18 protein-coding genes are annotated in these 25,185 nt (G+C 71.0%); 8 read left to right on the top strand and 10 right to left on the bottom strand.

From position 1 onward, the window contains the following. Positions 1-102 precede the first annotated feature (102 nt). On the top strand, positions 103-5,607 hold the full coding sequence (gene pulA / locus ACFHWY_RS09310) for a pullulanase-type alpha-1,6-glucosidase (RefSeq protein ID WP_416579710.1): 5,505 nt from the start codon (positions 103-105) through the stop codon (positions 5,605-5,607). A 92-nt stretch (positions 5,608-5,699) separates the two neighbouring features. Here the strand turns inward: pulA and ACFHWY_RS09315 are convergent, their stop codons facing one another. The 3 genes from ACFHWY_RS09315 to ACFHWY_RS09325 form a co-directional block, all read right to left on the bottom strand. Beyond that, complete coding sequence (locus ACFHWY_RS09315; protein WP_416579711.1) at positions 5,700-7,367, bottom strand: hypothetical protein; 1,668 nt, start codon at positions 7,365-7,367, stop codon at positions 5,700-5,702. A gap of 426 nt (positions 7,368-7,793) precedes the next feature. Continuing rightward, positions 7,794-9,431 (bottom strand): right-handed parallel beta-helix repeat-containing protein, encoded by a 1,638-nt coding sequence (locus ACFHWY_RS09320; protein ID WP_416579712.1) that lies wholly within the window; start codon positions 9,429-9,431, stop codon positions 7,794-7,796. A gap of 307 nt (positions 9,432-9,738) precedes the next feature. Continuing rightward, entirely contained in the window at positions 9,739-11,220 is a 1,482-nt protein-coding gene (locus tag ACFHWY_RS09325) for an aminopeptidase P family protein (RefSeq protein WP_416579713.1), read from the bottom strand. Positions 11,221-11,353: 133 nt separating this feature from the next. Here ACFHWY_RS09325 and asnB point away from each other — a divergent pair, with 133 nt between their 5' ends. Further along, positions 11,354-13,315 (top strand): asparagine synthase (glutamine-hydrolyzing), encoded by a 1,962-nt coding sequence (gene asnB / locus ACFHWY_RS09330; protein WP_416579714.1) that lies wholly within the window; start codon positions 11,354-11,356, stop codon positions 13,313-13,315. 69 nt (positions 13,316-13,384) lie between these two features. Here asnB and ACFHWY_RS09335 read toward each other — a convergent pair whose 3' ends face one another. Then, positions 13,385-14,488, bottom strand: coding sequence for a lytic polysaccharide monooxygenase auxiliary activity family 9 protein (locus ACFHWY_RS09335; RefSeq protein ID WP_416579715.1), 1,104 nt, complete (start codon positions 14,486-14,488; stop codon positions 13,385-13,387). Between the two features lie 394 nt (positions 14,489-14,882). Here ACFHWY_RS09335 and ACFHWY_RS09340 point away from each other — a divergent pair, with 394 nt between their 5' ends. Then, complete coding sequence (locus ACFHWY_RS09340) at positions 14,883-15,818, top strand: carbohydrate kinase family protein (protein WP_416579716.1); 936 nt, start codon at positions 14,883-14,885, stop codon at positions 15,816-15,818. Positions 15,819-15,834: 16 nt separating this feature from the next. Here ACFHWY_RS09340 and ACFHWY_RS09345 read toward each other — a convergent pair whose 3' ends face one another. Together ACFHWY_RS09345 and ACFHWY_RS09350 are read right to left on the bottom strand one after the other, a co-directional pair. Next, entirely contained in the window at positions 15,835-16,665 is an 831-nt protein-coding gene (locus ACFHWY_RS09345) for an MBL fold metallo-hydrolase (protein ID WP_416579717.1), read from the bottom strand. After that, complete coding sequence (locus tag ACFHWY_RS09350) at positions 16,662-17,066, bottom strand: thioesterase family protein (protein ID WP_416579718.1); 405 nt, start codon at positions 17,064-17,066, stop codon at positions 16,662-16,664. The genes ACFHWY_RS09345 and ACFHWY_RS09350 overlap by 4 nt, the downstream gene beginning before the upstream one ends. A gap of 134 nt (positions 17,067-17,200) precedes the next feature. On the opposite strand from ACFHWY_RS09350, the gene ACFHWY_RS09355 reads away from it, so the two are divergent. After that, on the top strand, positions 17,201-18,211 hold the full coding sequence (locus ACFHWY_RS09355; protein WP_416579719.1) for a phosphatase PAP2 family protein: 1,011 nt from the start codon (positions 17,201-17,203) through the stop codon (positions 18,209-18,211). A gap of 18 nt (positions 18,212-18,229) precedes the next feature. Here ACFHWY_RS09355 and ACFHWY_RS09360 read toward each other — a convergent pair whose 3' ends face one another. Genes ACFHWY_RS09360 through ACFHWY_RS09370 form a run of 3 tightly spaced genes read right to left on the bottom strand, consistent with a single transcriptional unit; the run spans position 18,230 to position 20,616 of the window. Continuing rightward, the gene (locus tag ACFHWY_RS09360) at positions 18,230-19,750 is read right to left on the bottom strand and encodes a PH domain-containing protein (RefSeq protein ID WP_416579720.1); all 1,521 of its coding nucleotides are present in this window, start codon (positions 19,748-19,750) and stop codon (positions 18,230-18,232) included. Further along, positions 19,747-20,286 (bottom strand): PH domain-containing protein, encoded by a 540-nt coding sequence (locus tag ACFHWY_RS09365; protein ID WP_416579721.1) that lies wholly within the window; start codon positions 20,284-20,286, stop codon positions 19,747-19,749. Before ACFHWY_RS09365 ends, ACFHWY_RS09360 begins: the two co-directional genes overlap by 4 nt. 39 nt (positions 20,287-20,325) lie before the next feature. Then, a complete protein-coding gene (locus tag ACFHWY_RS09370) occupies positions 20,326-20,616 on the bottom strand; it encodes a hypothetical protein (RefSeq protein WP_416579722.1) in 291 nt (96 codons plus the stop codon). Between the two features lie 238 nt (positions 20,617-20,854). On the opposite strand from ACFHWY_RS09370, the gene ACFHWY_RS09375 reads away from it, so the two are divergent. The 3 genes from ACFHWY_RS09375 to ACFHWY_RS09385 are packed head-to-tail and all read left to right on the top strand — an operon-like array spanning position 20,855 to position 23,909. Then, on the top strand, positions 20,855-21,961 hold the full coding sequence (locus ACFHWY_RS09375; RefSeq protein ID WP_416579723.1) for an AAA family ATPase: 1,107 nt from the start codon (positions 20,855-20,857) through the stop codon (positions 21,959-21,961). Then, a complete protein-coding gene (locus ACFHWY_RS09380) occupies positions 21,940-22,962 on the top strand; it encodes a DUF58 domain-containing protein (protein WP_416579724.1) in 1,023 nt (340 codons plus the stop codon). The genes ACFHWY_RS09375 and ACFHWY_RS09380 overlap by 22 nt, the downstream gene beginning before the upstream one ends. Next, complete coding sequence (locus ACFHWY_RS09385; RefSeq protein WP_416579725.1) at positions 22,959-23,909, top strand: VWA domain-containing protein; 951 nt, start codon at positions 22,959-22,961, stop codon at positions 23,907-23,909. Before ACFHWY_RS09380 ends, ACFHWY_RS09385 begins: the two co-directional genes overlap by 4 nt. Positions 23,910-23,922: 13 nt before the next feature. Here the strand turns inward: ACFHWY_RS09385 and ACFHWY_RS09390 are convergent, their stop codons facing one another. Continuing rightward, on the bottom strand, positions 23,923-24,072 hold the full coding sequence (locus ACFHWY_RS09390) for a hypothetical protein (protein WP_416579726.1): 150 nt from the start codon (positions 24,070-24,072) through the stop codon (positions 23,923-23,925). A gap of 408 nt (positions 24,073-24,480) precedes the next feature. On the opposite strand from ACFHWY_RS09390, the gene fabG reads away from it, so the two are divergent. Continuing rightward, positions 24,481-25,185: a 3-oxoacyl-ACP reductase FabG gene (fabG, locus tag ACFHWY_RS09395; protein WP_416579727.1), complete on the top strand. Its 705-nt coding sequence runs from the start codon at positions 24,481-24,483 to the stop codon at positions 25,183-25,185.

Below are 25,185 nucleotides of genomic sequence, written 5' to 3' on the forward strand. Positions count from 1 at the left end.
CGCAAGAAGACTGCGTTGTTGCGGGCATGTTTGCAAGCTGTTGCAGAATGTTTCGGCAAGGGCTAGCGTGCGGGCCAATCAGCGACCAGAGGAAGGCCGTCGATGAAACTGCCGCCGATAGCTCGCAAGGCCGTGCCCGCCCTCGTCTTCCTGCTCACCCTCACCCTGGCCGGCACGCCGATCGCCGCGTACCCCACCGGTGCCGCCGCGGCCGGCCGGTCGACCGGCGGCGGCCAGCCCAGCGCCACCGGTGCTGCCACCTGGGCCAGCGAGCCCTCCGCCGCAGCCCTGCTCGACGCGGGAGGCAGCCGGGCACCGGCCGAACAGTTCTACTTCGTCCTGCCCGACCGGTTCGCCAACGGCGATCCTCGCAACGACCGGGGCGGCCTGACCGGCGACCGGTCGCGCACCGGGTTCGACCCCACTGACAAGGGGTTCTACCAGGGCGGTGACCTCAAGGGTCTGATCGACCGGCTCGACTACATCGAGGGGTTGGGCAGCACCGCCATCTGGCTCGCGCCGGTGTTCAAGAACCGCCCCGTGCAGGGCGAGGGCGACGACGTCTCCGCCGGCTACCACGGCTACTGGATCACCGACTTCACCCAGGTCGACCCGCACTTCGGTAGCGCCGCCGACCTGAAGAAGCTGGTCCGACACGCCCACCGGCGGGGCATCAAGGTCTACCTCGACGTGATCGTCAACCACACCGCCGACGTCATCAGCTACGAGCAGGACCGGTACAGCTACCTCGACAAGGCGACCGAGCCGTACCGCGACGCGCGGGGCCGACCCTTCGAGGACCGCAACCACGCCGACGGCAGCAGGGGCTTCCCCCCGGTGAACGCGGACTCGTTCCCGTACACGCCGACCTTCGACACCCCGGCCGACGCGAAGGTCAAGGTCCCGTCCTGGTTGAACGACCCGACCATGTACCACAACCGTGGTGACTCCACCTTCGTCGGAGAGAACAGCGAGTACGGCGACTTCTTCGGCCTCGACGACCTGTGGACCGAACGACCCGAGGTGGTCCGCGGCATGACCAGGATCTACGCCGACTGGGTGCGGGACACCGGCGTCGACGGCTTCCGGCTGGACACCGTCAAGCACGTCAACATGGACTTCTGGCCGCAGTTCAGCCAGGGCGTCAAAAAGGCCGCGGCCCGCGCCGGCAAAAAGGACTTCTTCATGTTCGGTGAGGTCTACAGCGCCGACCCGGAGATCACCTCCGACTACGTACGCCAGGGCGGCCTGGACGCCACCCTGGACTTCGGCTTCCAGGAGGCGGCTCGCGGCTTCACCGCCGCCGCAGGATCCGCGAGGGCACTGGCCGACGTGTACGCCCGCGACGACCTCTACGCCGCCCGGGACACCCACGCCGGCCGGCTGACCACCTTCCTCGGCAACCACGACATGGGCCGGATCGGGTCCTTCATCGCGAACGGAACCACCGAGCCGGCCACCCACCTCCGCCGCGACCAGCTCGCTCACGAGCTGATGTTCCTCACCCGGGGCCAGCCGGTGATCTACTCCGGCGACGAGCAGGGCTTCACCGGCCCCGGCGGGGACAAGGACGCCCGGCAGCCGATGTTCGCCTCGCGCACGCCGGACTACCTCGACGACGACCTGCTCGGCACCGACCGCAGCCACGCGGCCGACCAGTTCGACCGGACGCACCCGCTCTACCGCTCCATCGCCGAGCTGGGCAAACTGCGCAAGGCGCATCCGGCGCTGCGCGACGGTGTGCAGGTGACCCGGCACGCGGCCGACGGCCCCGGCGTCTTCGCCGCCTCCCGGTTCGACCCGGACGACCGCACCGAGTACCTGGTGGCGGTCAACAACGCCACGACCCCGCAGACTGTCACCGTGGACACCTGGTCGGCCGGTGCCACCTTCACCGGCGTCTACGGCGCCGACGGCCGCCCGGTGGCCGCCGGTGACGGCAAACTGACCCTGAGTGTGCCGCCGCTGTCGGCGGTGGTGCACCGGGCCGACAAGCCGGTCGCGTCGCCCACCGCCAGGCCGGGCATCACCGTCACCGCCCCGGCGCCCGGCGAGTCGCCGGCCACCCGGACGGAGGTGACCGCCCAGGTCACCGGAGACCCGTTGGCGACTGTCACGATGGCCGCCCGGGTCGACGGCGGGCGGTGGACGCTGCTCGGCTCCGCCCACCGCGCGCCGTACACCGTGCACCACGACCTGACCGGCCTGCCCGCCGGGACGAAGGTCGAGTACAAGGCGGTGGTCCGCGACGGTCGGGGCCGGACCGCCGCCACCCGCGCCGCCGCCACCGTGGGCACCCCCGAGGAGTCCGGCTCGTCCCGGGACTGGCTGGTGGTGCACCACCAGCGACCCGACGGCGACTACACCGACTGGGGCCTGTACACCTGGGGTGACGTCGACCCGGAGTACGCCACCGAGTGGCCCCAGGGGCAACCGTTCGCCGGCACCGACGCCTACGGGCGGTTCGCCTGGGTGAAGCTCAAGCCCGGGGCGCAGTCGGTCGGCTTCCTGGTTGTCCACGCCGACGGCAACAAGGACGTGGAGAACGACCGGACCGTCGACGTCACGCAGACCGGCGAGGTGTGGGTCAGACAGGGCGACCCGGCCACCTACCCGAGCCGGGAGGAGGCCGCCGGTGCGCCCGCGCCGCCGGTCGAGGACGGCACCGCGGTGATTCACTACCGCCGGCCGGACGGCAACTACGACGGCTGGGGCCTGCACCTGTGGGACGGTTCGGCCAATTCCACCGACTGGGCGACCCCGATGCCGCCAGCCCGGGTCGACTCCTTCGGCGCCGAGTTCCGGGTGCCGCTGGCAGCGGGCGCGACCGGACTGAGCTACATCATCCACTCCGGCGACGAGAAGGACCTGCCGCAGGACCAGCGACTCGACTTCGCCGAGGCCGGCCGTGAGGTCTGGCTGCTCGCCGCGACACCGGGCCGGCTGTTGCCCTCGACGGCCACCGGCTCCGGCGGGGACACCGACATCGGCAAGCAGCAGGCGCACTGGATCGACCGGTCCACCGTCGCCTGGCACACCGGACCCACCGACGGTCGGGCGTACGCGCTGGTGACCGCGCCGGCCGGCGGAGTCAGCGTGGTCGACGGCGAACTGGTCGGGGCGTACACCTCGATGCCGTTGACCGCGCAGCGCAACGGGCTCACCGAGGCCCAGCGTGCTGCCTTCCCGCACCTGTGGGCGCACCGGGCCTTCACGCTGGACCGCAGTGACCTGGCTGGCGTGCCGGCGGCGCTGCGCGGGCAGCTGCTGGTGACCGAGCGGGCCGCCGACGGCACCCTGCTCGGCGCCACCGGTGTGCAGATCCCGGGCGTGCTCGACGACGTGTACGCCCGGGCCACCTCGGCCACCCTCGGCGCCACGTTCACCGGAGGCAGACCGACCCTGTCGGTCTGGGCGCCCACCGCCCGGACGGTGTCGCTGCAACTGTTCGACTCGCCCACGGCGACGCCGCGCACCGTGGCGATGCGCCGGGACGACCGCACCGGCGTGTGGTCGGCGCGCGGGCAGCGGTCCTGGACCGGCAAGTACTACCGCTACCGGGTGCGGGCGTGGCAGCCGGCGGCGCAGCAGGTGGTCGACACGTCAGTGACCGACCCGTACTCGGTGGCGCTGGCGACCGACTCCACGCACAGCCAGATCGTCGACCTGGCCGACGAGGAACTGGCCCCGCCCGGCTGGGCGAGGCTGCGCAAGCCGGCGGCGGTGCCCCCGGCCAGGGTGCAGATCTCCGAGCTGTCGGTGCGGGATTTCTCCATCGCCGACACCACGGTCCCCGAGCAGCGGCGGGGCACCTTCCTCGCCTTCGCCGACCCGGCCAGCGCCGGCATGAGACACCTCAGGGCGATCAGCGACGCCGGGGCGACCCACCTGCACCTGCTGCCCGCGTTCGACTTCGCCACCATCCCCGAGCGGCGGGCCGACCAGCGGCAGCCGGACTGCGACCTGGCGGCCCTGCCGCCGGACTCGCAGCGGCAGCAGGAGTGCGTCGCGGCGGTACGGGAGACCGACGGCTACAACTGGGGGTACGACCCGTTGCACTACACCGTCCCCGAGGGCGGGTACGCCGTCGACCCGGAGGGCGCGCGACGCACCACCGAGTTCCGACAGATGGTCGCCGGGGTCAACGCCGCCGGCCTGCGGGTGGTCATGGACGTGGTCTACAACCACACCTCGGCCGCCGGCACCGACCCGCGCTCGGTGCTCGACCAGATCGTCCCCGGCTACTATCACCGGCTGCTCGACGACGGCACGGTGGCCACCTCAACCTGCTGCGCGAACACCGCGCCGGAACACGCCATGATGGGCAAGCTGGTGGTCGACTCGCTGGTCACCTGGGCGAAGGCGTACAAGGTCGACGGGTTCCGCTTCGACCTGATGGGCCACCACCCGAAGGTGAACATCCTGGCCGTCCGTAGGGCGCTGGACAAACTGACAGTGGCTCGGGACGGTGTGGACGGCAAGCGGATCCTGCTCTACGGCGAAGGCTGGAACTTCGGCGAGGTGGCCGACGACGCCCGGTTCGTCCAGGCGACACAGGCCAACATGGCGGGCACCGGGATCGGCACGTTCAACGACCGGCTGCGCGACGCGGTCCGCGGCGGCGGGCCGTTCGACGACAACCCGCGGCAGCAGGGCTTCGCCTCCGGGCTTTTCAGCGACCCCAACGGTGACCCGGTCAACGGCTCCGCCGCCGAGCAACGGACCCGCTTGCTGCACCAGCACGACCTGGTGAAGGTCGGGTTGGCCGGCAACCTGCGCGGCTATCGGTTCACCGACTCCTCGGGGCGGGCGGTGACCGGCGCGCAGGTCGACTACAACGGCTCGCCGGCCGGCTACACCGACGCGCCGGGGGAGTCGATCACCTACGTCGACGCGCACGACAACGAGCTCCTGTACGACGCGCTGGCGTACAAGCTGCCGCAGGACACCTCGGTGACGGACCGGGCCCGGATGCAGGTGCTGGCCCTGAGCACGGTGGTGATGAGCCAGGGTGCCGGCTTCGTCACCACCGGCACCGAGCGGCTGCGGTCAAAGTCGCTGGACCGCAACTCGTACAACTCGGGGGACTGGTTCAACCAGATCCGCTGGGACTGCGCGCAGGGCAACGGCTTCGGTGTCGGGTTGCCGCCGGCCGAGGACAACGAGGCCAAGTGGCCGTACGCGAAGCCGCTGCTGGCCGACCCGGCGCTGGTGGCGGACTGCGCGGCGGTCGAGTTGGCCGACGCCCGGTACGCCGAGCTTTTGAAGATCCGGGCGTCCTCGCCGGTGTTCGGGCTGCCCACCGGGCGAGAGGTGCAGCGGCGGGTCGCCTTCCCGTTGTCGGGCCGGGACGAGACGCCGGGGGTGCTGACCATGACCCTCGACGCCGGCCGCCTCGGCGGGGCGTGGAAGTCGGTGACGGTGGTCTTCAACGCCACCCCGCAGACCGCCACCCAACGGGTCGCCGGGCTGCGTGGTGCCGACGTCACGCTGCATCCGGTGCTGCGTACCTCGGCCGATCCGGTGCTGCGTACCGCCTCCTTCGCCAGGTCCAGCGGCACCTTCACCGTGCCCGGGCGCAGTGTGGCGGTCTTCGTGCAGCGGTAGGCGTACCGGCGAACCGGCCCTCTCCCGCGGTTGCGGAAGGGGGCCGGCCCGAGTTGACCTGACGGGCGGCCAGGTGGCCGCCCGTCAGGTGATCAGCCGAAGCAGTTCGTGATGGCGGTGAACGTCCCGGTGCAGTTGGTCGGCTTGTTGGCCGTGATGGCCGACTCGTCGTCCACGTTGACGACCCCGATGAAGCTGAACACGCCGCCCGGGGCGAGGGTGGCGAAATTGTGCGCCACCCGGGTCTTCTCAAGGTCGATTACACCGGCGACGGTGAAGATGCCGCCGCCGACACCCAGCGGACCGACGGCCCGGTTGCCGCTGATCTCGCTCTTGCGGAAGGTGGCCGCACCGGAGACGTTGAACACGCCGGCACCGAAGAAGCCAGCCTTGTTCTCGACGATTTTGGTTTCCTCGACGTTGGCGATGGCGCGGAAGCCGAGCGCGATGCCGCCGCCGACGCCCACCGTGGTGTTCTTGGCGACCTCGACGTGTGCCAATTCGACCGTGCTGTCGTCGCCCGCCGCGGTCACCCCGGCACCGGCCAGGACCGCCGTGTTGCTTGTGATCTTCGAGTGCTTCACCGTCGTGTCGCCGTCGATGTCGAGCAGGCCGCCGCCGAAACCGAGCACCTCGTTGCCGGTGATCTCGGCCTTCTCGATCCAGCTGGTGCCGCCGTCGATGTCCCGACGGAAGATGAACGCGGCACCGTTGGCGATGCCGCCGCCGCCGATGATGGCGTCGTTGTTGACGACCTTCGACTCGGCCACCCGCAGCACGCCCGCGTTGAAGATGCCACCGCCGTAGAGGAAGGCGGTGTTGTCGGCAACGGTGGTGTGGTAGAGGCTGGCCTTGCCGAAGTTGGCCAGGCCACCCCCGACGCCGCCGGCCTGGTTGGCGACGATGTGCGTCTCCTCGAACGAGGCGGTGCCGCCCGGCTGGACGAGCACGCCCCCGCCGTCGTTCGCCGCCGGCTCGGCCAGCACCGAGACGTCGTCGGCGGCCTGGGCGGCCTTGGCCTTGACCGCGATGCCCTTCGGCTCGGCCTGCAGCAGCGGCAGGTACGCCTGCTTCGCCTCGGCCGCCTCGGTCGCCTCGACCGAGTTGGAGAAGCGTGACCATACGGCTTCCGGGGTTTCCGCAGCCGCCGCGTTGACGGCGAAGGGAGCGGTCTGGCCACCCTTGATGGTCAGCCCCTTGACGGTGAGGTTGCCGCCGCGACCCACGTTGAGGATTCGGAAGTCGTAGCCTGTGGCCTCACGGACGATCTTGGTGTCGTGCCCCTTGAGTACGACGTTCTCCGTGATCACGGGTAGGCCGTTGGGGCCGCTGCCGTCGCCCGCGTCGGAGCGGGTCAGCGTGTAGGTGCACCCCTTGGCCAGGTTCAGCACGCCGCCGTGGTTCTCGTTGGCGAAGACGAGCGCCTGGATCAGCTTGTCGGAGTTGCAGGGCACCTCCTTGCCGTGTTCCTCCTTGTCGTCGCGGCGGTCTTCCCTGTTGTCGTCGCGACGGTCGTCCTTCTTGCCCTCGTGCTCCTCAGGGGCCACCGTGCCCTGGTCGCCGTCCTTGCTGACCTGCTGGGCGGTGGACCAGCGGAGACTGTCGGTGCCGACCGCGCCGGCGCCGGTGGCGATACCGACGGCGGCGATGCTGACCACGCCGGTGAGACCGGCGACGCCGCTGGCGATCCAGAACTTGCGACGCCGCTTCGGCGCCACCTCCGGCTCCGCGGCGTTGTTTTTAGCTTGGTAGTTGGACATCGGAGCTCTCTGCCCTCTCGTCGTACCAGACAGGGTCGTCACACGCGGGTGAGCTTCCCCTGCTACAAATCGGTTGTAGCTCCCACATGCACCGTATGAGAGTGTTCCTCGCTTCGGGCTCATATCCGAAATAACCCCGCATAAGGGGCTGGTCGCCGCGACCGGTGCCGGAGGGCGTCGAGTGACGCAACCGGGCAGGTCTTCCCGGGCAGGCGACGGACCCGCTGTCGACCCGGACCGGACGGCATCGTCGTCGGCATGCCCGGGTGCCCGTCGTAGCGCCATCTCCGGACCCAGGGCCGCGGCTGCCCGGGTCGGTGCCGCCACCAGGCGGCCGGCCGCCGCGCGACCGGGGCTCCCCCGCATGGCGGAGGAGCCCCTGTTATGTGGTCGTGCTGTCGGTTTCACGTGCGTGGCGTGGGGTGCTCAGCCGAAGCAGCGTTCCGGCACGACCGGACTGCCGAGGCAGTTGGTCGGCCGGTTGCCGGTGACGGCGGAGTCGCGGTCGATCTCCACACCCTCGTTGTCGGTGTAGATGCCACCAGGCGGCAGCACCGAGAAGTTGTCCGCGACCTTTGACCGCTCCAGCCGGACCTGGCCCCCGTCACTGAAGATGCCGCCGCCCACAGAGGCCAGCCCGACCACGCGGTTGGCGACGACCTTGCTGTCCCGCAGGACGGTCGTGCCGCCGAACGTCGCCAGCCCGCCGCCCGACTGCTCGGCGACGTTATCCTTGATCGTGCTGCGCTCGATCACGGCGGTGCTGCCCACGCCGACCGCCACACCGCCGGCGGTGTAGTCGGCGGTGTTGCCGGCCACCCGCACCTGCTCCAGCGCGAGTTGCCCGTCGCCGACCGAGACCAGGCCGCCGCCGTCCTGACCGGAGTGGTTGTCGTGCACCTCGCTCTGGGCCAGCGTGGTGGTGCCCCGGTAGTTCAGCACGCCGCCCGCGGTGCCGGTGGCCCGGTTGTGGCTGATCGTGCTCTTCCAGGCCCAGAAGGTGCCACCCCCTCCGGAGCCGTCGAGGCTGGGCACGCCGTTGCCGACGCCGCCACCGGCGCCGGCGCTGTTTCCGGTGATCTTCGACTCCTCGACCCTGAGCACACTGGCGTTGAACACGCCGCCACCCACCTCACCGGCGCTGCTGGCCTCGACGAGGCCGTGCGCGAGCCGGGCGGTTCCGTAGTTGGCGATCGCGCCGCCGTTGCCGCCGGCGTGGTGCAGCACGAACTCGGCATGCTCGAGGTCGGCGTGCCCGCCCCGCTGGACGAGGATGCCGGCGCCGTCGGCGGGTCCGGCGTCGACCAGAGTGCTCACCCCGCTCACACCGGGCGCGGGAGCCGCCACGGCCCGCGCGGTCGTCGCCGCCTTGGGTGCGGCGGCTTCGGGTGCGGCGGCCCTGGTGGCGGTCGGGCGGCCGGACAGCTCGACCGGCGCCGGCGGTGTGCCGATCAGGTCGGCTGTGGTGAGCCCGCCCTTGACGATCACGTTCTTCAGGGTCAGGTGACCGTTACGGCCGACGTTGAGGATCCGGAACGGGTCGGCGTTCGCCGCCCGGACGATCTTCGTCTCGTGGCCGGTGAGGACGATCGCCTGCGTGATCACCGGCAGGCCGTTGGGCCCGGTGCCGTCGCCCGCGTCGGAGCGGGTCAGCTCGTAGGTGCAACGCTTGGCCAACTCCAGCGTGCCGCCGTGGTTGTTGTTGGCGTGCTCGATGGCCTGGATCAGCTCGTCGCTGTCGCAGGGCACCGGTCGTCCGGGTTGCGTGGCGCCGGGGCGGTCACCCGAGCCCTTCCACCCGGTGCCGCTGGCATTCACGTCCTCGCCGGTCCTGGCCGGGTCGCCGTCGGTGTCCTGCTTCGGCACGGCCGCGGGTTGCGTGTCCGAGGCGCGGTCCTGGTCGCCGGACCTCTGATCGCGGGCGGTGATGCCGCCCAGCGCGGCCAGGCCGACGACGCCGGTCAGTCCGGCGACCCCGGCGGCCATCCAGAGTTTGCGTCGTCGGTTTCCTGGTGGTGGTGCCGGGGGTGGCCCACCGTAGGAGGTGATCACGTCATCAGACATCAGAGCCTTCCAACCTTTCCTGCTCCCAGACTGCCCACACGACACGAACCCGTGTGAGCCGCTACAAATGGGTTGTAGCCCCTGATGAACACCGTATTAGAAGGATCCTCACTAGGGGGACGTATGCGAAACAACTCCGTATTCGGTGTGTATCGGTCGTCACGCCGCAGGATGTCGGTGGGCTGTCGGAACGGGCCGAGCGGCCCGTAAACCCGTGAACCGGGACAGCGAAGGGCGGGCTCCCTTCCGGTGCGACGCCGCGGCGCCGGTACCAGGAGAGCCCGCCCAGATCGGTCGGGTCGTCGGGTCAGCCGGGCAGGCGGGGCCCCGCCTCGCGCTGCTCGGCCAGCCAGGTCTCCACCTCGTCGGCCCGGCGGGGCAGGCCCGCCGACAGGTTCACCGCCCCGGCATTCGTGACCAGGACGTCGTCCTCGATCCGGATGCCGATGCCGCGCAGCTCCTCGGGGACCAGCTCGTCCTCCGGCTGGAAGTACAGCCCCGGTTCCACGGTGAGCACATACCCCTCGTCCAGCTCGCCGTCGCGGTAGGTTTCCCGGCGGGCGTTCGAGCAGTCGTGCACGTCGATGCCGAGCATGTGCCCGAAGCCGTGCAGCGTCCAGCGGCGGTAGACCGTGGACTTCTCGTCCATCGCCTCGTCCACGCTCACCGGCAGCAGACCCAGGTCGGCCAGCCCCTCGGCGAGCACCCGCATGCAGGTCAGGTGGACGTCGCGGAACTGCACTCCCGGCTTGACGGCGTCGATGCCGGCCTGCTGTGAGGCGTACACGACGTCGTAGACCTGGCGCTGCAATGGCGTGAACCGCCCGTCGACCGGCAGCACCCGGGTCACGTCCGCGGTGTAGAGGTGATGTCCCTCCACTCCCATGTCCATCAGCAGCAGCTCACCCGGCCTGGTGACACCGTGATTGTGTACCCAGTGCAGGATCGTGGCGTGCTCACCGGCGCCGACGATCGAGCCGTAGCCGACGTCGTTGCCGTCGTGTCGGGCACGCAGCGCGAAGATCCCCTCCAGCAGCCGCTCCGAGACGCCCCGATCGGCCGGCAACGCCCGGGCCACGTCCTCGAAGCCGCGAACCGTCGCGTCGACCGCGTCCTGGAGCTGGGCGATCTCCCACTCGTCCTTGACCAGCTTCAGCTCCGCCACGGCGATCGCCAGCTCGCTGTCGCGGGCCGGCTGCCCCTCCTCGCGGGGCCCGTCCCAGCGACGTACGGCCGCGTCCACCTGGGCGTCGAACCCGCGCAGCACCCGGGTACGCCCGGGAGCCAGATCGGCCAAGGCCGTGTCCAACCCGACCAGGTCGGCCGTGGGCAGACCCAACTCGGTCGACTTCTCGGCCAGGGTGTGCCGCCGGCCCACCCACAGCTCACCGTGGCGGCTGCGGAAGAACTCGTCGGTCTCGCGCGACGAGCGGGGCCGCATGTACACGGTGGCGTCGTGCCCGGAGCCGTTGGGCCGCAGTACCAGAACCCCGTCCGGGTCGTGGTCCCCGGTCAGGTAGACGAAGTCGCTGCCCGGGCGGAACCGGTACTCGGTGTCGTTGGCGCGCACCTTCTCCCCGCCGGTGGGGATCACCAACGTCTCGCCCGGGAAGGCCGCCGAGAGGGCGGCCCGGCGCTTGGCGTAGTTCGGCACCTCCGGTCGTGGCCCGACCAGCAGGGCGCCGTCCCGCCAGCCCTGCCGCATGAAGGACAGGAACGCCGGTGGGAACTCCGGATCGTGTGACTCCGTGCCGTCGGCCGGATCTCCGTCGGCGCGTTCCTCGGTCATGGCCCGCTCCCTTCGCCTCATTGCAGGTCCCGACGGTACCGCGAACCGGCCTCGGGTTGAGCTGGCGGATGCCGCCGCGAAGAGGCCGGCAGTGCCGCGACACCTCATCCGGGCGCGTGGAAAGATGACGACCATGTGCGGACTCCTGGCTTTCTTCAGTGCGCGCGGTGATGCCGCCGCCCACCGCGACAACATCGCCGGGGCGTTGGAATGTTTGCACCACCGCGGCCCGGACGAGACCGGCGTCGAGGTGGTCGGGGACGCCTCCGGCCGGTACGCGGACGGCGTGTTCGCCCACAAGCGGCTGGCGATCATCGACGTGGCGCTCAGCCACGAGCCGCTGCCCTACGCCGGCGGTCGCTACCTGCTGACCTTCAACGGCGAGATCTACAACTACATCGAGCTGCGCGAGGAGCTGATTCGCGAGCACGGGGCCCGGTTCGCCACCAACGGTGACGGCGAGGTGATCGTCGCGGGCTTCCACTACTGGGGCGAGCAGGTGCTCGCTCGGCTGCGTGGCATGTTCGCCTTCGTCATCTGGGACCGCCAGGAGCGCCGCGCCTTCGGCGCCCGCGACTACTACGGCATCAAGCCGCTGCACTACCTTCAGACCGCCGACGGGCTCTACCTCGCCTCGGAGAAGAAGGCCCTGCTGCCCTTCGCGCAGTCCGCCTATGAAGGGGACGCCGGGGTCGACCCGGCGAGTCTTAGCCACTACCTGACCCTGCAGTACGTCCCAGAGCCGGGCACCCTGCACAGGGGGATCAGTCGGATCGGGTCGGGGGAGTACCTCACCTGGACGCCGGGCGGGCGGATCGAGGTGCGGCGCTGGTACCGCCCGGTGTTCCGGCCGGCCCCGGTCCCCGACGAGCAGAAGCTCTACCACGAGATCCGGGAGACGCTGCGCGAGAGCGTACGCATGCACATGCGCTCGGACGTGCCAGTCGGTTCGTTCCTGTCCAGCGGAATCGACTCCACCGCGGTGGTGGCGCTGGCCCGCGAGTTCAACCCGAACATCCTGACCTTCACCGTCGGCTACGACGTGCCGGGATACTCGGAGATCGACGTCGCCCAGGAGTCGGCTCGCCACCTCGACGTGACCACCATCCCGACGAAGATCGGGCCAGAGGACATGATCGACGCATTGCCGAAGATCGTCTGGCATCTGGACGACCCGGTCGCCGATCCTGCCCTGGTACCGCTCTACTTCGTCGCCAAGAAGGCTGCCGAGCACGTGACCGTGGTGCTCTCCGGTGAGGGAGCCGACGAGTTCTTCGGCGGTTACACGATCTACCGGGAGCCGCTCTCACTCAGCGGGGTCAACGGGCTGCCCGACGGTGTCCAGAAGGGTCTGCGGGCGGTGTCCAAGGCGATCCCGCAGGGAGTCAAGGGCAAGAGCTTCCTGGAGCGCGGCACCACCCCGATCGAGGAACGTTACTACGGCAACGCGCGGATGTTCACCGAGGAGGAGAAGCAGCACCTGCTGCGCCGCTACGACCCCTCGGTGCGCTACACCGACGTGACCGCACCGATCTACGCCGAGTGCACCGAACTGGACGACGTCACCAGAATGCAGTACGTCGACCTGTACACCTGGCTGCGCGGTGACATCCTGGTCAAGGCCGACCGGATCTCCATGGCGCACTCGCTGGAGGTGCGGGTGCCCTTCCTGGACCGTGACGTGTTCGAGGTGGCGGCGAAGATCCCGGTGGAGTTGAAGCTGCCGCCCCGCTCCGACGCCACCAAGTACGCCATGCGCCAGGCGTTGCAGGGCGTGGTGCCGCCGGCCATCGTCAACCGCAAGAAGCTCGGCTTCCCGACCCCGACCCGGGTCTGGCTGCGAGGTGAGATGTACGAGTGGGCCCGACACGTGCTGAGCACCTCCGGCGCGGGCGACCTGCTCGACCTGTCCTACGCGCTGCGTCTGCTCGAGGAGCACAAGCGTGAGGAGTTCGACCACTCCCGCAAGGTGTGGACGGTGCTGATCTTCTGCATCTGGCATGCGATCTTCGTCGCCAAGACGCTGGACCCGGGCATCCAGCGCAACCAGTCCGCCCTGCTCACCAAGCCCGTCGTTGGTTCAATGGTGCGCTGAGCCGTAAGGAGGGGCCCCCTGCTACCGCCTGAGGCACAGTAGGGGGCCCCTTTTAACAGCTGGTACGGGTCAGCTGCGGGCGCAGGTGACCGTGGGCAGGCTGTTGGTGCCCGTGGTGCTGCCGAGGAAGCCGAACGTCGTACTGGCCTCGACGCCGACGTTGCCGTTGTACGACACGTTGCGCACTGTCACCGACGATCCGGACGTGGTCTGGGTCGCGTTCCAGATCTGGTTGATCTGTTGACCACTCGGCCAGGTCCAGCTCGCCGTCCAGCCGTTGAACGGCGTACTGCCGTGGTTCGTGATCTCGACCTCGCCCTGGAAGCCGCCGGACCAGGTGCTGGTGATCCGGTAGATGGCCATGCAGTCACCGCTGTGCCCCGGCGGCGGGGTGGTCGGGTTCGGCGGGGGCGTGGTCGGGCTCGGCGGCGGGGTGGTCGGGTTCGGCGGCGGGGTGGTACCGTCCGAGCCGATGCCGGTGACCTCGCCGTTACCGCCGTCGAAGGTCACATCGGAGCAGCCGAAGAAGTTCTCCTGGCTGTCCGAGCGGACCCACCGAGAGTAGATGATGTGCCGGCCGCTCTTGTTGGATGGCAGGTTGCCGGTGAAGTAGTAGTGGCCGTCGTTGGTGCCGACCGCGCCGCGCTGCGGTGGGTTGGTCACCGTCAGGAACGGCTGAGTCTCCAGGTCGCTCCAGGCCAGCGCCCGGGTCGGGCTCCAGCTGTTCTTGGTCACGTAGAAGTAGAACGTGCCCGGGTGGTGGGCCCAGTTGCTGTACTTGAACTCGATGGACCGGCCGGCCGTGAGGTGGGTCAACGGCCAGTCGTTGCGGGCCAGGTCGAACCCACGGAAGCCGGTGGCGCCACCGCTGCACAGCTGGCCGTCGGGGATGAAACCGGTGGTCCGACCACCGGCGTCGGAGCGCAGCACGCTGAACCAGTTGTAGAGCGAGTTGGGGCCGCTCTGGGCGACCGCGGCGGCACAGGCCGGATTCTGTGGCCGGATCTCGCCGGTGGGGGACAGTCCGTCCTTCCAGCAGAGGAAGGTTCGGGCGCCCGGCGTCATCGCCGCGCCGTGCGCGGCGGCCGGGTCGGGGTTGGCGGTCAACGCGACCGCGCCCGCGACGAGGGTGACGGCCGCGGTCAGCAGCGCGGCCAGACGAGGTCGGTGCACGGGTTCTCCTGACTCGCGGAGCACATCGAGTGGGTGTGCTCCGCTGGAAGCGCGAGGAGGCGGGAGGGCCGCCTCGCTGCTGAGGGCGAATGCGACGATACGGCGGCCTGCGGACGGGAAGGATGGCCCGACCGGCACGGTGCCGCCAGCGATCTGACGACGCGAATGAAAGCCCTCGCGTGATATGAACCCGGCGCCGGTGACGCGCAGCCCCGCGCCACCCGGCACCACCATCTCAGCATGTCAGACGCGTCGGCGCAATAGTCGACTGTCGATGCGTCTGAACGGCCCCGGCGTCGGGTCGGCCTCGGCCCGCCAATACCGTGGCTTCCACGCCCGGCACGCACCGCTGTGCCAGCCTGGGCAACACGGACGCTGACGGAAGGACCCGACGATGGGATACGCGGTGGTGCTCGGCGAGGCGCTCGTCGACCTGCTGGACACCGAGTGTGCCGGCGTGCCGGTCTATCGGCAGGCGATCGGCGGTGGCCCGCTGAACGTCGCCGTCGGGATCGCCCGGCTCGGTGGGGCGGTGCAGTTCGTCGGGTCGTTCGGTGACGACGTGCTGGCCGACCGGATCCGCGACTTTCTGACCGTCGAGCAGGTGGGTCTGGTCGGAGCGGTGACCGTGGCGGCACCGACGACGCTGGCCGTGGCCACCTTAGCCGGGGCGGAGCCGGACTTCCGCTTCTACGGCGAACCGCCCTCCTACTCGATGCTCGACCCCGACCAGGTCGACGTCTCGTTGATCGATGAGGCCGACGTGGTCTACTGTGGCTCGATCGTGCTGCTGTCGCCGGCTACGTTGGCCGCCGCCCGTAGGGCCTGGTCCCTGACGCGTGGCCTGCGGGTCTTCGACCCCAACGTCCGCCCCCGGCTGCTGGACGGCGCGGCGGCGCTGTCCGGGTTGCGGGCGGTGGTCGCCGAGTTCGCCGCCGGCGCGCACCTGGTGAAGCTCAGCGCCGCCGACGCTGAGCTGCTGTATCCCGGTGAGCCGGTCGAGTCGGTTGCGGTGTACCTGCGCGAGCTGGGCGCGGCAACCGTCGTGCTCACCCTGGGTGCCGCGGGTGCGCTGGTCGCCGCCGCCGGCACCGATCCGGTACGCGTACCGGCACCGAAGGTCGAAGCCGTCGACGCCACGGGCGCGGGCGACTCGGTGATGGCTGCCCTCGTCGCCGACCTGCTGACCGGCGGTGAGCCGCTGGAACCGGCTGGTTGGCGCGACCGTGTCGCCTTCGCGTTGCGGGTCGCCGGGCTGGTCTGTGAGCGCCCCGGTGGTGCGGTTGCCATGCCCACCCACGCCGAGGTACGCCAGAGGTTCGGTGGTTGACGACCAGGGCGTCTGCTCAGGCGGTGCCGTCCAGCTCGGCGTAGCCGCGGCGGGCGGCGATCAGTGCCTGCCGGGCCGGGAACGGAGCGTCAGCCGCGACCCGCTCCGGTGGGGCGCTGCCGGTGTGCCCGGCCCGGATCAGCCAGGCCAACTCGACCAGTTGGGCATGCTGTGCCCGGACGAACTCCGCGTCGACCGGTTCACCGTGCCCGGGCACCACCACGGTCGCCGGCGAGGTCCATCTCAGCAGCTCGGCCAGCGCGTCGGGCCACTGCAACGGGTAGGAATCCTCGAACGCCGGCGGGCCGGACTGCTCGACCAGGTCACCGGCGACCAGCAAATCGACATCCGGTACCCGCACCACGAGGTCGGCGTCGGTGTGGCCCCGGCCCGGGTGGCGCAGCACCACCCGCCGGCCACCGACGTCGAGGGTGGCCTCGGTGTGCACGGTGTGAGTGGGTGCGAGCAGGGCGGTCTCGGCCAGCTCGGCGGCGAGTTCCGGATGACCGTCGTGCAGCTCCGCGTACGCCTCCTGGCGTAACCGGTCGGGTTCGTCGCGGATCGCGGCGGCGGCCAGTTCGTGCGCCCAGATCGGGCGGGCCTGGGCGCCGGCGAGCGTGGCGTTGCCGAAGCAGTGATCGAAATGGTGGTGGGTGTTCACCAGCGTCAGCGGATCGCCGGTGACCGCGCGCACGGCGGCGGCCAGCTTGGTGGCCTGTCCGGCGGTGGAGAGCGTGTCGACCAGCAGCGCGGCGCCGTCGCCCAGCACCAGGGTGACGTTGACCGCGAGCAGCGGCTCGCGCAGCACAAGCACCCGGTCGGAGACCTCGACGAAACGGCCGGTCATGACGGCTGGCCGGCACGCTCGACGAACCGGTGCCGGTCGACCAGGATCCGCTCCACCCGGCCTTCGGCCACGGTCTGCCCGCCCTCGGTGACGGTGATCTCGAACACCAGCCGGCGCCGGTCGACGGTGGTCAGCCGGGCCTGTGCCGCCACCGTCCGGCCGACCGGCGTCGCGGCCCGGTGATCCAGCTCGACCCGGCTGCCCACGGTGGTCGACCCGGTGGGCAGGTGCCGGGCGGTCGCCGCCACGGATGCCGCCTCGGCCAGCGCGACCACCCGAGGGGTGCCGAGCACCGGTACGTCGCCGGAGCCGACCGCCTGGGCGGTGTCGGCGTCGGTGACGGTCAACTCGACCCGGGCGGTCAAGCCCGGCGTCAGGGCACGATCCGGCTGCTCCTGCATGGCCACAGCGTAGGTGCTCGAACCGGGCCGGGGGGTGCGCGGGCCGGGTTCAGACAGGGGCCCTTCCTATACGTGAGGCGGTAGGCGGGGCCCCTTCCCTCCATGGGCTTGATGCGCCGTTAACCTTGTCCGCGATGTCTGCCATGACCGATCCCCAGTCCCCGGCCCCGACCGAGCCGACCGCCACGCCCGACGGCGGTCGCCGGCGGGTGGTCGCCATGTCGGTGTGGGGCGTCGCCTTCGTCGCGGGCTGGCTCATCATCGGCCTACCCACCGACCCGGTCTACGCATTCTTCTGGATCTGGGCCGGGACCATCGCCTGGAACTCCGCACGGCCGTGGCGCAGCCACCTGCGTTTCGCCCGCGACTGGGTGCCGGTGGTGCTGCTACTGGTCGCCTACAACCTTTCCCGTGGCTTCGCCTACCACGACGGTACGGTCCCGCACGCATACGAGCTGATCCTGGCGGACCGGCTGATGTTCGGCTGGGCGATGGACGGCCAGGTACCGACGGTCTGGCTCCAGCAGCACTTCTACCAGCCCGAGGTGCGGTGGTGGGACGTCCTCGCCAGCTGGGTGTACTTCTCGCACTTCGTGGCCGCGCTGGCCGCCGCCGCGGTGCTCTGGATGCGCGAGCGCAGCCAGTGGGCGGCGTTCATGCGGCGGTGGGCGTTCCTCTGCGCCACCGGCCTGGTCACCTACTTCCTCTACCCGGCCGCGCCACCGTGGTGGGCGGCGCAGAACGGCCTGATCGAGGAGGTCGCCCGGATCTCCACCCGGGGCTGGAAGGCGTTCGGCATGCACGGCGCCGGCAACCTGCTCAACGCCGGGCAGTTGGCCTCGAATCCGGTGGCCGCGATGCCGTCGCTGCACACCGCCTTCGCGCTCTTCGTGGTGCTGTTCTTCCTACGCAGCGTCCGGCGCCGCTGGTGGCCGCTGCTGCTGGCGTACCCGCTGGCGATGACCTTCACGCTGGTCTACAGCGGCGAGCACTACGTGATCGACGTGTTCGTCGGTTGGGCGTACGTCGGGATGGCCTTCCTCTTCGTCGGCCTTGCCGAACGCTGGTGGGCCCGGCGGAAGACTCGCCCGGCCCCCGCCGAGCCGGCCCCCGCCGAGCCGCCCGAAATTCCCGCCGTCCGCTGATCCCGGCACCGGCCGGGGTCAGGTCGTACGTCGGGCGAGCTCGGACCGGACGGTCAGCTCCGCCGCCAGCGCCCAGGCATCCGCGACGTCCCGGTCCACCGCCGCCGCGCCGGAGCCGCCGGCGGTGTCGACGTGTACGGTCGCCAGCCCGAGTAGGCGCTGCACCGGCCCCCGCACCACCCGCACGCTCTGAAAGCGGGCGTAGGGCACGATCGTCAGCCGACGGGTGAGCAGGCCGGAGCGTACGACGAAAACCTGCTCGGTCAGGCCGGCGCCGAGGACCTGGCGGCTCAGCGGGTTGACCCAGCGGGCCCGGGTCGGCGGCCGGCTCAGCGGCAGTGACGACAGCGCGACACCCGGCAGCACCTCGGCAACGACTGCCTCGCCGGTCGGCTGGTCACCGACGGGGAGCAGCCGGTCCGGCCGGTTGCGTCCGTCGAGCTCGCCCGCGGCGTAGCCGGCAACCTCGAGGCGCAGGCGTAGCCAGCCCTTGAACCGCCACAGCAGCGGCCAGGTCACTCCCACGGTCTGCACCCGGTGCAGCGGAACGGTCTGCACCCTGGTCTCCAGCAGGCCGTTGCGGATCCGCAGCCGGTCGTCGTCACGGGACAGCTGGAACCGCCAGTCGTCGAGCACCCGTCGGACGGGTTGCAGCAGTACGCCCGCCATCGCGGTGAGCGTGCTCGCTACCGCGACGAAGGACCAGGAACCCTCGGACAGGAACTGCGTCGCCACGAAGGCCACACCGAACGGCAGCAGGAACGCCTGCGGGGTCAGCAGTTGGCTGATCAACAGGTCCCGGTTGCGTACCGCGTGCAACAGCCGGCCGGGCGGCCCGGACGGTTCGTCTCCGGCCGGTGCCGCGTGCTGCGCCTGCGTGACGCCGGCCGGGGCCGAGGCCGCGGGGTGGCCGGCCAGGGCCAGCAGGCGCTGCCGCAGCACCGCCGCCTCGGCGACACTGAGAAAGGCGAGCGGCGCCTCCGTCTTGCCGCCGCCGACCACCTCAAGTCGCAGCTCCGCCAGACCGGTGAGCTGGGCGAGCAGCGGCCGGACCACCTCGACGGCCTGGAGCCGTTCCAGCGGGATCGCCCGGGTCCGTCGCCACAGCAGCCCCTCGTGGATGCGCAGCTCCCGGCCGACGATCTGGTACCCGGTGTTGTACCAGCTGACCACGGCCAGCACGCTCGCGCCGAGGGCGAGCACGATCACCATCGCCACGAACCAGCCGAACCCAACCCGGGACAGCGTCGACCAGGACAGCCCGGCGATGACCACCACCAGGGACTTCGCGCCGTGCAGGGCCGGACTCAGCGGGTGCAGGCGCTGCCGCGACAGCATGGCGTCCGGCGGCGGTCCGGGCCAGCCACCGGGCGGGTGCGGTGGTGACGGCGGTACGTCCGCGGGCGCGGGCGTGGTGGCGCCGAGGGCGGGCGCAGCTGGGTGCGGGTCCGGAGCGGCCGTCAGGTGATCCAGGGCTGGCGGGACGTGGTCCGGAGCGGGCGGGACGTGCTCCGGGCCCGGGGCGGCGGGGCCGCTCAAAGCCCTTCCGCCCGGTCCTCGCCGAGCGCGGTGAGTCGGTCACGCAGCCGGGACGCCTCCGCCGGCCGCAGGCCGGGCACCCGGGCGTCGCTCGCTGCGGCAGCGGTGTGCAACTGCACGGTGGCCAGGTCGAACGCGCGCTCCAGCGGCCCGGCGCTGACGTCGACGAACTGCATCCGGGAGTACGGGACGATCGACAGTCGGCGGACCAGCAGCCCGTGCCGGACCAGCAGGTCGTCCTCGCGTTCGGCGTAGCCCCAGGCGCGTACCGCCCGGACGATGGTCACCGCCCGCCAGGCGGCGAACAGTAGGACCCCGGCGAGCGCCACGCCGAACGGCCACGAGTCGGTGAGCGCCCAGCCGACGCCGAGTACGGTCGAGACGACGGCCACCCCGGCGATCAGACGCAACAGCTCCACCCAGATCAGATCTGTCGAGATCGCCTGCCACCGGACGGTGTCCGGCCACGGTTCGAGCGGGCCGCTCGGCACGGTCGACGGTGTCGGCGGCGGGCCGCCGGGTACGTCATCGCTCACCGGACCAGCTTTCCGTTCGCGACTGCGGGGCTCGCAAGCTCACTCCTCGCGCTCACCGGACCAGCTTTCCGACGGCGACTGCGGTTCCGTTGTACGCGTCCACTGTTCGAGCGTAGGCGATTCGGCCAGCGGGGTGACCTCACGCAGGAAGCCGCGCGCGGCGAGAAAATCGCCGAGAGTCGAGCGGTGGGTGTCGCAGGCGAGCCACGTCTTGCGCCGCTCAGGCCGGTGCAGGCGAGGATTGTTCCAGCGCAGTGACCAGGCGGCCGGGGCACGACACCCGCGGGCCGAACAGATCGGGGCCTCGGCGATGGTGTCAGGGTCGTTCATCTCGGCCAGTCTATGGCGACCGGCGAAAGAGTGAGCGCCGGGCGGCCACGGGGGAAGCCGCCCGGCGACGGATGAATGGTACACACGCGGGGGGAGTTTCTGTCCACCGGCGATCGGCGATTCGCCGGTCGCGGGACGGCGTGGCGGAATTCGGTCGCTCCCTCCGTCGGTCCTCAGCCGGGCATGCGAGGCTTGGTACCGCACACGCCGCGACGACCGATCACGCTGTGGAGGACCAGTGGCCCAGCCGACCACGCCCGAGGCCCCGACGCCGAACGGCACGCAACCGCAGGCGGCTGCGCCGCTGACCACCCCGGCGCAGGACGCCACCCTGCTGGAGCGGGCGCTGTTCGAGATCAAAAAGGTGATCGTCGGGCAGGACCTGATGATCGAGCGGATGTTCGTCGCGCTGCTCGCCCGGGGCCACTGCCTGCTGGAGGGCGTGCCCGGGGTGGCCAAGACCCTCGCGGTCGAAACCCTCGCCGAGGTGGTCGGCGGGTCGTTCGCCCGGGTGCAGTTCACCCCGGACCTGGTGCCGGCCGACATCATGGGTACCCGCATCTACCGCCAGTCCAGCGAGAAGTTCGACGTGGAGCTGGGCCCCGTCTTCGTCAACTTCCTGCTCGCCGACGAGATCAACCGGGCGCCGGCCAAGGTGCAGTCGGCGTTGCTGGAGGTGATGAGCGAACGGCAGGTCTCCATCGGCGGTGAGACCCACCGGGTGCCCAACCCGTTCCTGGTGATGGCGACCCAGAACCCGATCGAGCAGGAGGGGGTCTATCCGTTGCCGGAGGCACAGCGGGACCGCTTCCTGATGAAAATCATCGTGGGGTACCCGACCGACGCCGAGGAACGGGAGATCGTCTACCGGATGGGGGTGGCCCCACCCGAGCCGACCGCCGTGTTCGACACCGCCGACCTGATCGCCCTGCAGCACAAGGCCGACCAGGTGTTCGTGCACAACGCGCTGGTCGACTACGCGGTCCGGCTGGTGCTGGCCACCCGTACGCCGGCCGAACACGGCATGCCCGACGTGGCGCAACTGATCCAGTACGGTGCCAGCCCACGTGCCTCGCTCGGGCTGGTCCGGGCGACCCGGGCGCTGGCGCTGCTGCGCGGACGCGACTACGCCCTGCCACAGGACGTGCAGGACATCGCGCCGGATATCCTGCGGCACCGGCTGGTGCTCAGTTACGACGCGCTCGCCGACGACGTGCCGGCCGACCACGTGGTGCACCGGGTGATGTCGACCATCCCGTTGCCGTCGGTGGCGCCCCGGCAACAGGCCACGCCGCCGCCCGGTGCCGTGGCCCCGACCTCGGGGTGGCCCGGGCCGCGGCCGTGACCTCGACCACCCCTCGACCCGGAGATCCGGCCCGCCCACCGGACATGGCCACCGACCGTTCCGGCGCGGTACTGGCCCGGCTGCAACTGATGGTCACCCGCAAGCTCGACGGGTTGCTCCAGGGCGACTACGCGGGACTGCTGCCCGGACCGGGCAGCGAGGCGGGTGAGTCGCGGGAGTACCGCCCCGGCGACGACGTACGCCGGATGGACTGGCCGGTCACCGCCCGCACGACCACACCCCACGTGCGGCGTACGGTGGCGGACCGGGAACTGGAGACCTGGTTGGCGGTGGACCTGTCGGCGAGCCTGGACTTCGGCACCGGCCGGTGGCTCAAGCGGGAGGTGGTGGTCGCGGCGGCGGCGGCGATCACCCACCTGACCGTGCGGGGCGGAAACCGGATCGGGGCGGTCGTGGGCAGCGGCGGCGAACCGTCGGGCCCCCGACGGGCCCGGCGGGGGGTGCCGCCGGTGGCCGCTCCGGGCCGGTTGGTCCGGCTGCCCGCCCGATCCGGGCGCAAGGAGGCACAGGGCATGCTGCGCGCCATCGCGGGCACCGAGATCCGTGCGGGCCGGGGTGACCTCGGTGCGCTGGTCGACATGCTCAACCGTCCGCCCCGACGGCGTGGCGTCGCGGTGGTCATCTCCGATTTCCTCACCCCGCCGGCGCAGTGGGCGCGTCCGCTGCGCAAGCTCCGGGTGCGACACGACGTGCTGGCGATCGAGGTGGTCGACCCCCGGGAGCTGGAGCTGCCCGACGTCGGAGTGCTCCCGGTGGTCGACCCGGAGACCGGCGAACTGCACGAGGTGCAGACCGCCGATCCGAGCCTGCGGCACCGTTACGCCGCGGCCGCGGCCGCGCAGCGGGCGGAGATCGCCGCCGCGATGCGCGCCGCGGGCGCCGCCCACCTGCGCCTGCGTACGGACCGAGACTGGCTGCTGGACATGGTGCGTTTCGTGGCCGCGCAGCGGCACGCCCGCACCCGAGGGACGACACGATGATTCGACTGCTGCAACCGTGGTGGCTGCTGGCCGTGCTGCCGGTGCTCGCCCTCGCCGCACTGTACGTCTGGCGGCAGCTGCGCCGCCGGGACTACGCGTTGCGGTTCACCAACGTGGATCTGTTGCGTACCGTGGCGCCGAAGGGGCTGGGCTGGCGTCGGCACGTGCCGGCCACCGCGTTCCTGCTGGCCCTTCTGGTGTTGACGGGTGCGCTGGCGCGGCCGGCGATGGACACCCGGGAGCCACTGGAACGGGCCACGATTATGTTGGCCATCGACGTGTCGTTGTCCATGCAGGCGGACGATGTGCCCCCGAACCGGCTGGAGGCGGCGCAGGAGGCGGCCAAGCAGTTCGTTGCGGAGCTGCCCGAGACGTACAACGTCGGGCTGGTCTCGTTCGCCAAGTCGGCCAACGTGCTGGTGCCGCCGACCAAGGACCGCCCGGCGGTGACCGGCGCCATCGACGGGCTGGTGCTGGCCGAGGCGACCGCGACCGGTGAGGCGGTCTTCACCTGCCTGGAGGCGATCCGATCGGTGCCGGCCGACGGCGCGTCGGGGATCCCACCGGCCCGGATCGTGCTGCTGTCCGACGGCTACCGGACGGCCGGTCGGGCGGTGGAGGAGGCGGCCGCGGCGGCACAGGCGGCGAACGTGCCGGTCTCCACGATCGCCTTCGGCACCGATGTCGGACACGTCGACATCGGCGGCCAGTTGCAGCGAGTGCCGGTGGATCGACTCGCCCTCGCGGAACTGGCCGAAACCACCGAGGGCTACTTCTACGAGGCGACCACGGTCAGCGAGCTGAAGCAGGTGTACCAGGACATGGGCAGCTCCGTCGGGTTCCGCACCGAACCGAGGGAGATCACCCAGTGGTACGCCGGAGTGGCGTTGCTGCTGGCGCTGTGCGCCGGTGCCCTCAGCCTGCTCTGGTCCTCCCGAATGCTCTGAACGCGGGGGAGGGTCAGTGGGTGGCGCTGGCCAGGACGAAGAGGACGGCCACCCAGACGGCGGCGAGGGTGAAGCCCAGCGGGGCGACGTAGCGGCTCATGGGAGGCTCCGGAGTGGCGACGGCGGCCGGGCGGGACGGACCGCAGAGTGGATCAGAACGCACACACGAAGTCGTGACCGGGAGCTTCCGGTGGCACCGCCAGCCCAGCCGGACCGGCGGAGAACGCCGGTGATGTGCGGGCGGATGACGCGGGAGCGGGCCAGCTCAGGCGGAGCAGTGCTCAGCGTGGCTGGTGATCGGCCCGGCCACGACTGGGAGGATCGCTATCTGGCACAGCGATCACCTCCTGCGGTCGGGGTCGGGCGGGCGGGTCGCCGAGCGACCCGCAAACGGGGATGAGCGTACACCGGCGTCGGGGGCGGGACACACTCGGCCGATCGGCCGACCGCCGGCCGCGTCGACCGCAGGTCGCCCCCCGGGTGGTGCGCCGTCACGAGGTGCGACGGTTAGTGATTACCGTGCGGTAGCGCCTAGTCTCCAACCCGCAGCGATCTTTGGAGGGGACGCACCGTGTCACGAACTGTGCTGGTTACCGGAGGCAACCGCGGGATCGGCCTGGCCATCGCCCAGGCCTTCGCCAAGCAGGGTGACCGGGTCGCGATCACCCACCGGGGCAGCGGGGCCCCCGACGGCGTGTTCGGCGTGCGGTGTGACATCACCGACGCCGAGTCGGTCGACGCCGCCTTCGCGGCCGTCGAGGCCGAGTTCGGGCCGGTGGAGGTGCTGGTCGCCAACGCCGGGATCACCGACGACACCCTGCTGCTGCGGATGTCCGAGGAGCAGTTCACCCGGGTGTTGGACACCAACTTGACCGGCGCGTACCGGTGCGCGAAGCGGGCCTCCGGGAAGATGCTGCGGGCCAGGTGGGGCCGAATGATCTTTGTCTCCTCGGTGGTCGGCCTCTCCGGCGGCGCGGGTCAGGTCAACTACGCGGCCAGCAAGGCGGGCCTGGTCGGGGTCGCCCGTTCGATCACCCGGGAGTTGGGCGGCCGGAACATAACCGCCAACGTGGTCGCGCCGGGCTTCATCGAGACCGACATGACTGCCGGACTGTCGCCGGAGCGCAAGGCGGAGATCCTCAGGTCGATCCCGGCGGGCCGGATGGCCAGCCCGGACGAGGTCGCCGCAGTGGTCGCCTGGCTGGCCGGCGACGGTGCCGGCTACGTTTCCGGCGCGGTCATCCCGGTCGACGGTGGCCTGGGTATGGGCCACTGA

This window comes from Micromonospora sp. LOL_024, from assembly GCF_048060415.1.
Classification (GTDB): Bacteria; Actinomycetota; Actinomycetes; order Mycobacteriales; family Micromonosporaceae; genus Micromonospora.

Excerpts from the sequence above, each read along its gene's own strand:
- ACFHWY_RS09320 (WP_416579712.1), bottom strand. The coding sequence starts at position 9,431 with ATGTCTGATGACGTGATCACCTCCTACGGTGGGCCACCCCCGGCACCA.
- ACFHWY_RS09315 (WP_416579711.1), bottom strand. The coding sequence starts at position 7,367 with ATGTCCAACTACCAAGCTAAAAACAACGCCGCGGAGCCGGAGGTGGCG.
- ACFHWY_RS09325 (WP_416579713.1), bottom strand. The coding sequence starts at position 11,220 with ATGACCGAGGAACGCGCCGACGGAGATCCGGCCGACGGCACGGAGTCA.
- ACFHWY_RS09350 (WP_416579718.1), bottom strand. The coding sequence starts at position 17,066 with ATGCAGGAGCAGCCGGATCGTGCCCTGACGCCGGGCTTGACCGCCCGG.
- ACFHWY_RS09355 (WP_416579719.1), top strand. The coding sequence starts at position 17,201 with ATGTCTGCCATGACCGATCCCCAGTCCCCGGCCCCGACCGAGCCGACC.
- ACFHWY_RS09370 (WP_416579722.1), bottom strand. The coding sequence starts at position 20,616 with ATGAACGACCCTGACACCATCGCCGAGGCCCCGATCTGTTCGGCCCGC.
- ACFHWY_RS09340 (WP_416579716.1), top strand. The coding sequence starts at position 14,883 with ATGGGATACGCGGTGGTGCTCGGCGAGGCGCTCGTCGACCTGCTGGAC.
- asnB (WP_416579714.1), top strand. The coding sequence starts at position 11,354 with ATGTGCGGACTCCTGGCTTTCTTCAGTGCGCGCGGTGATGCCGCCGCC.
- ACFHWY_RS09345 (WP_416579717.1), bottom strand. The coding sequence starts at position 16,665 with ATGACCGGCCGTTTCGTCGAGGTCTCCGACCGGGTGCTTGTGCTGCGC.
- pulA (WP_416579710.1), top strand. The coding sequence starts at position 103 with ATGAAACTGCCGCCGATAGCTCGCAAGGCCGTGCCCGCCCTCGTCTTC.
- ACFHWY_RS09385 (WP_416579725.1), top strand. The coding sequence starts at position 22,959 with ATGATTCGACTGCTGCAACCGTGGTGGCTGCTGGCCGTGCTGCCGGTG.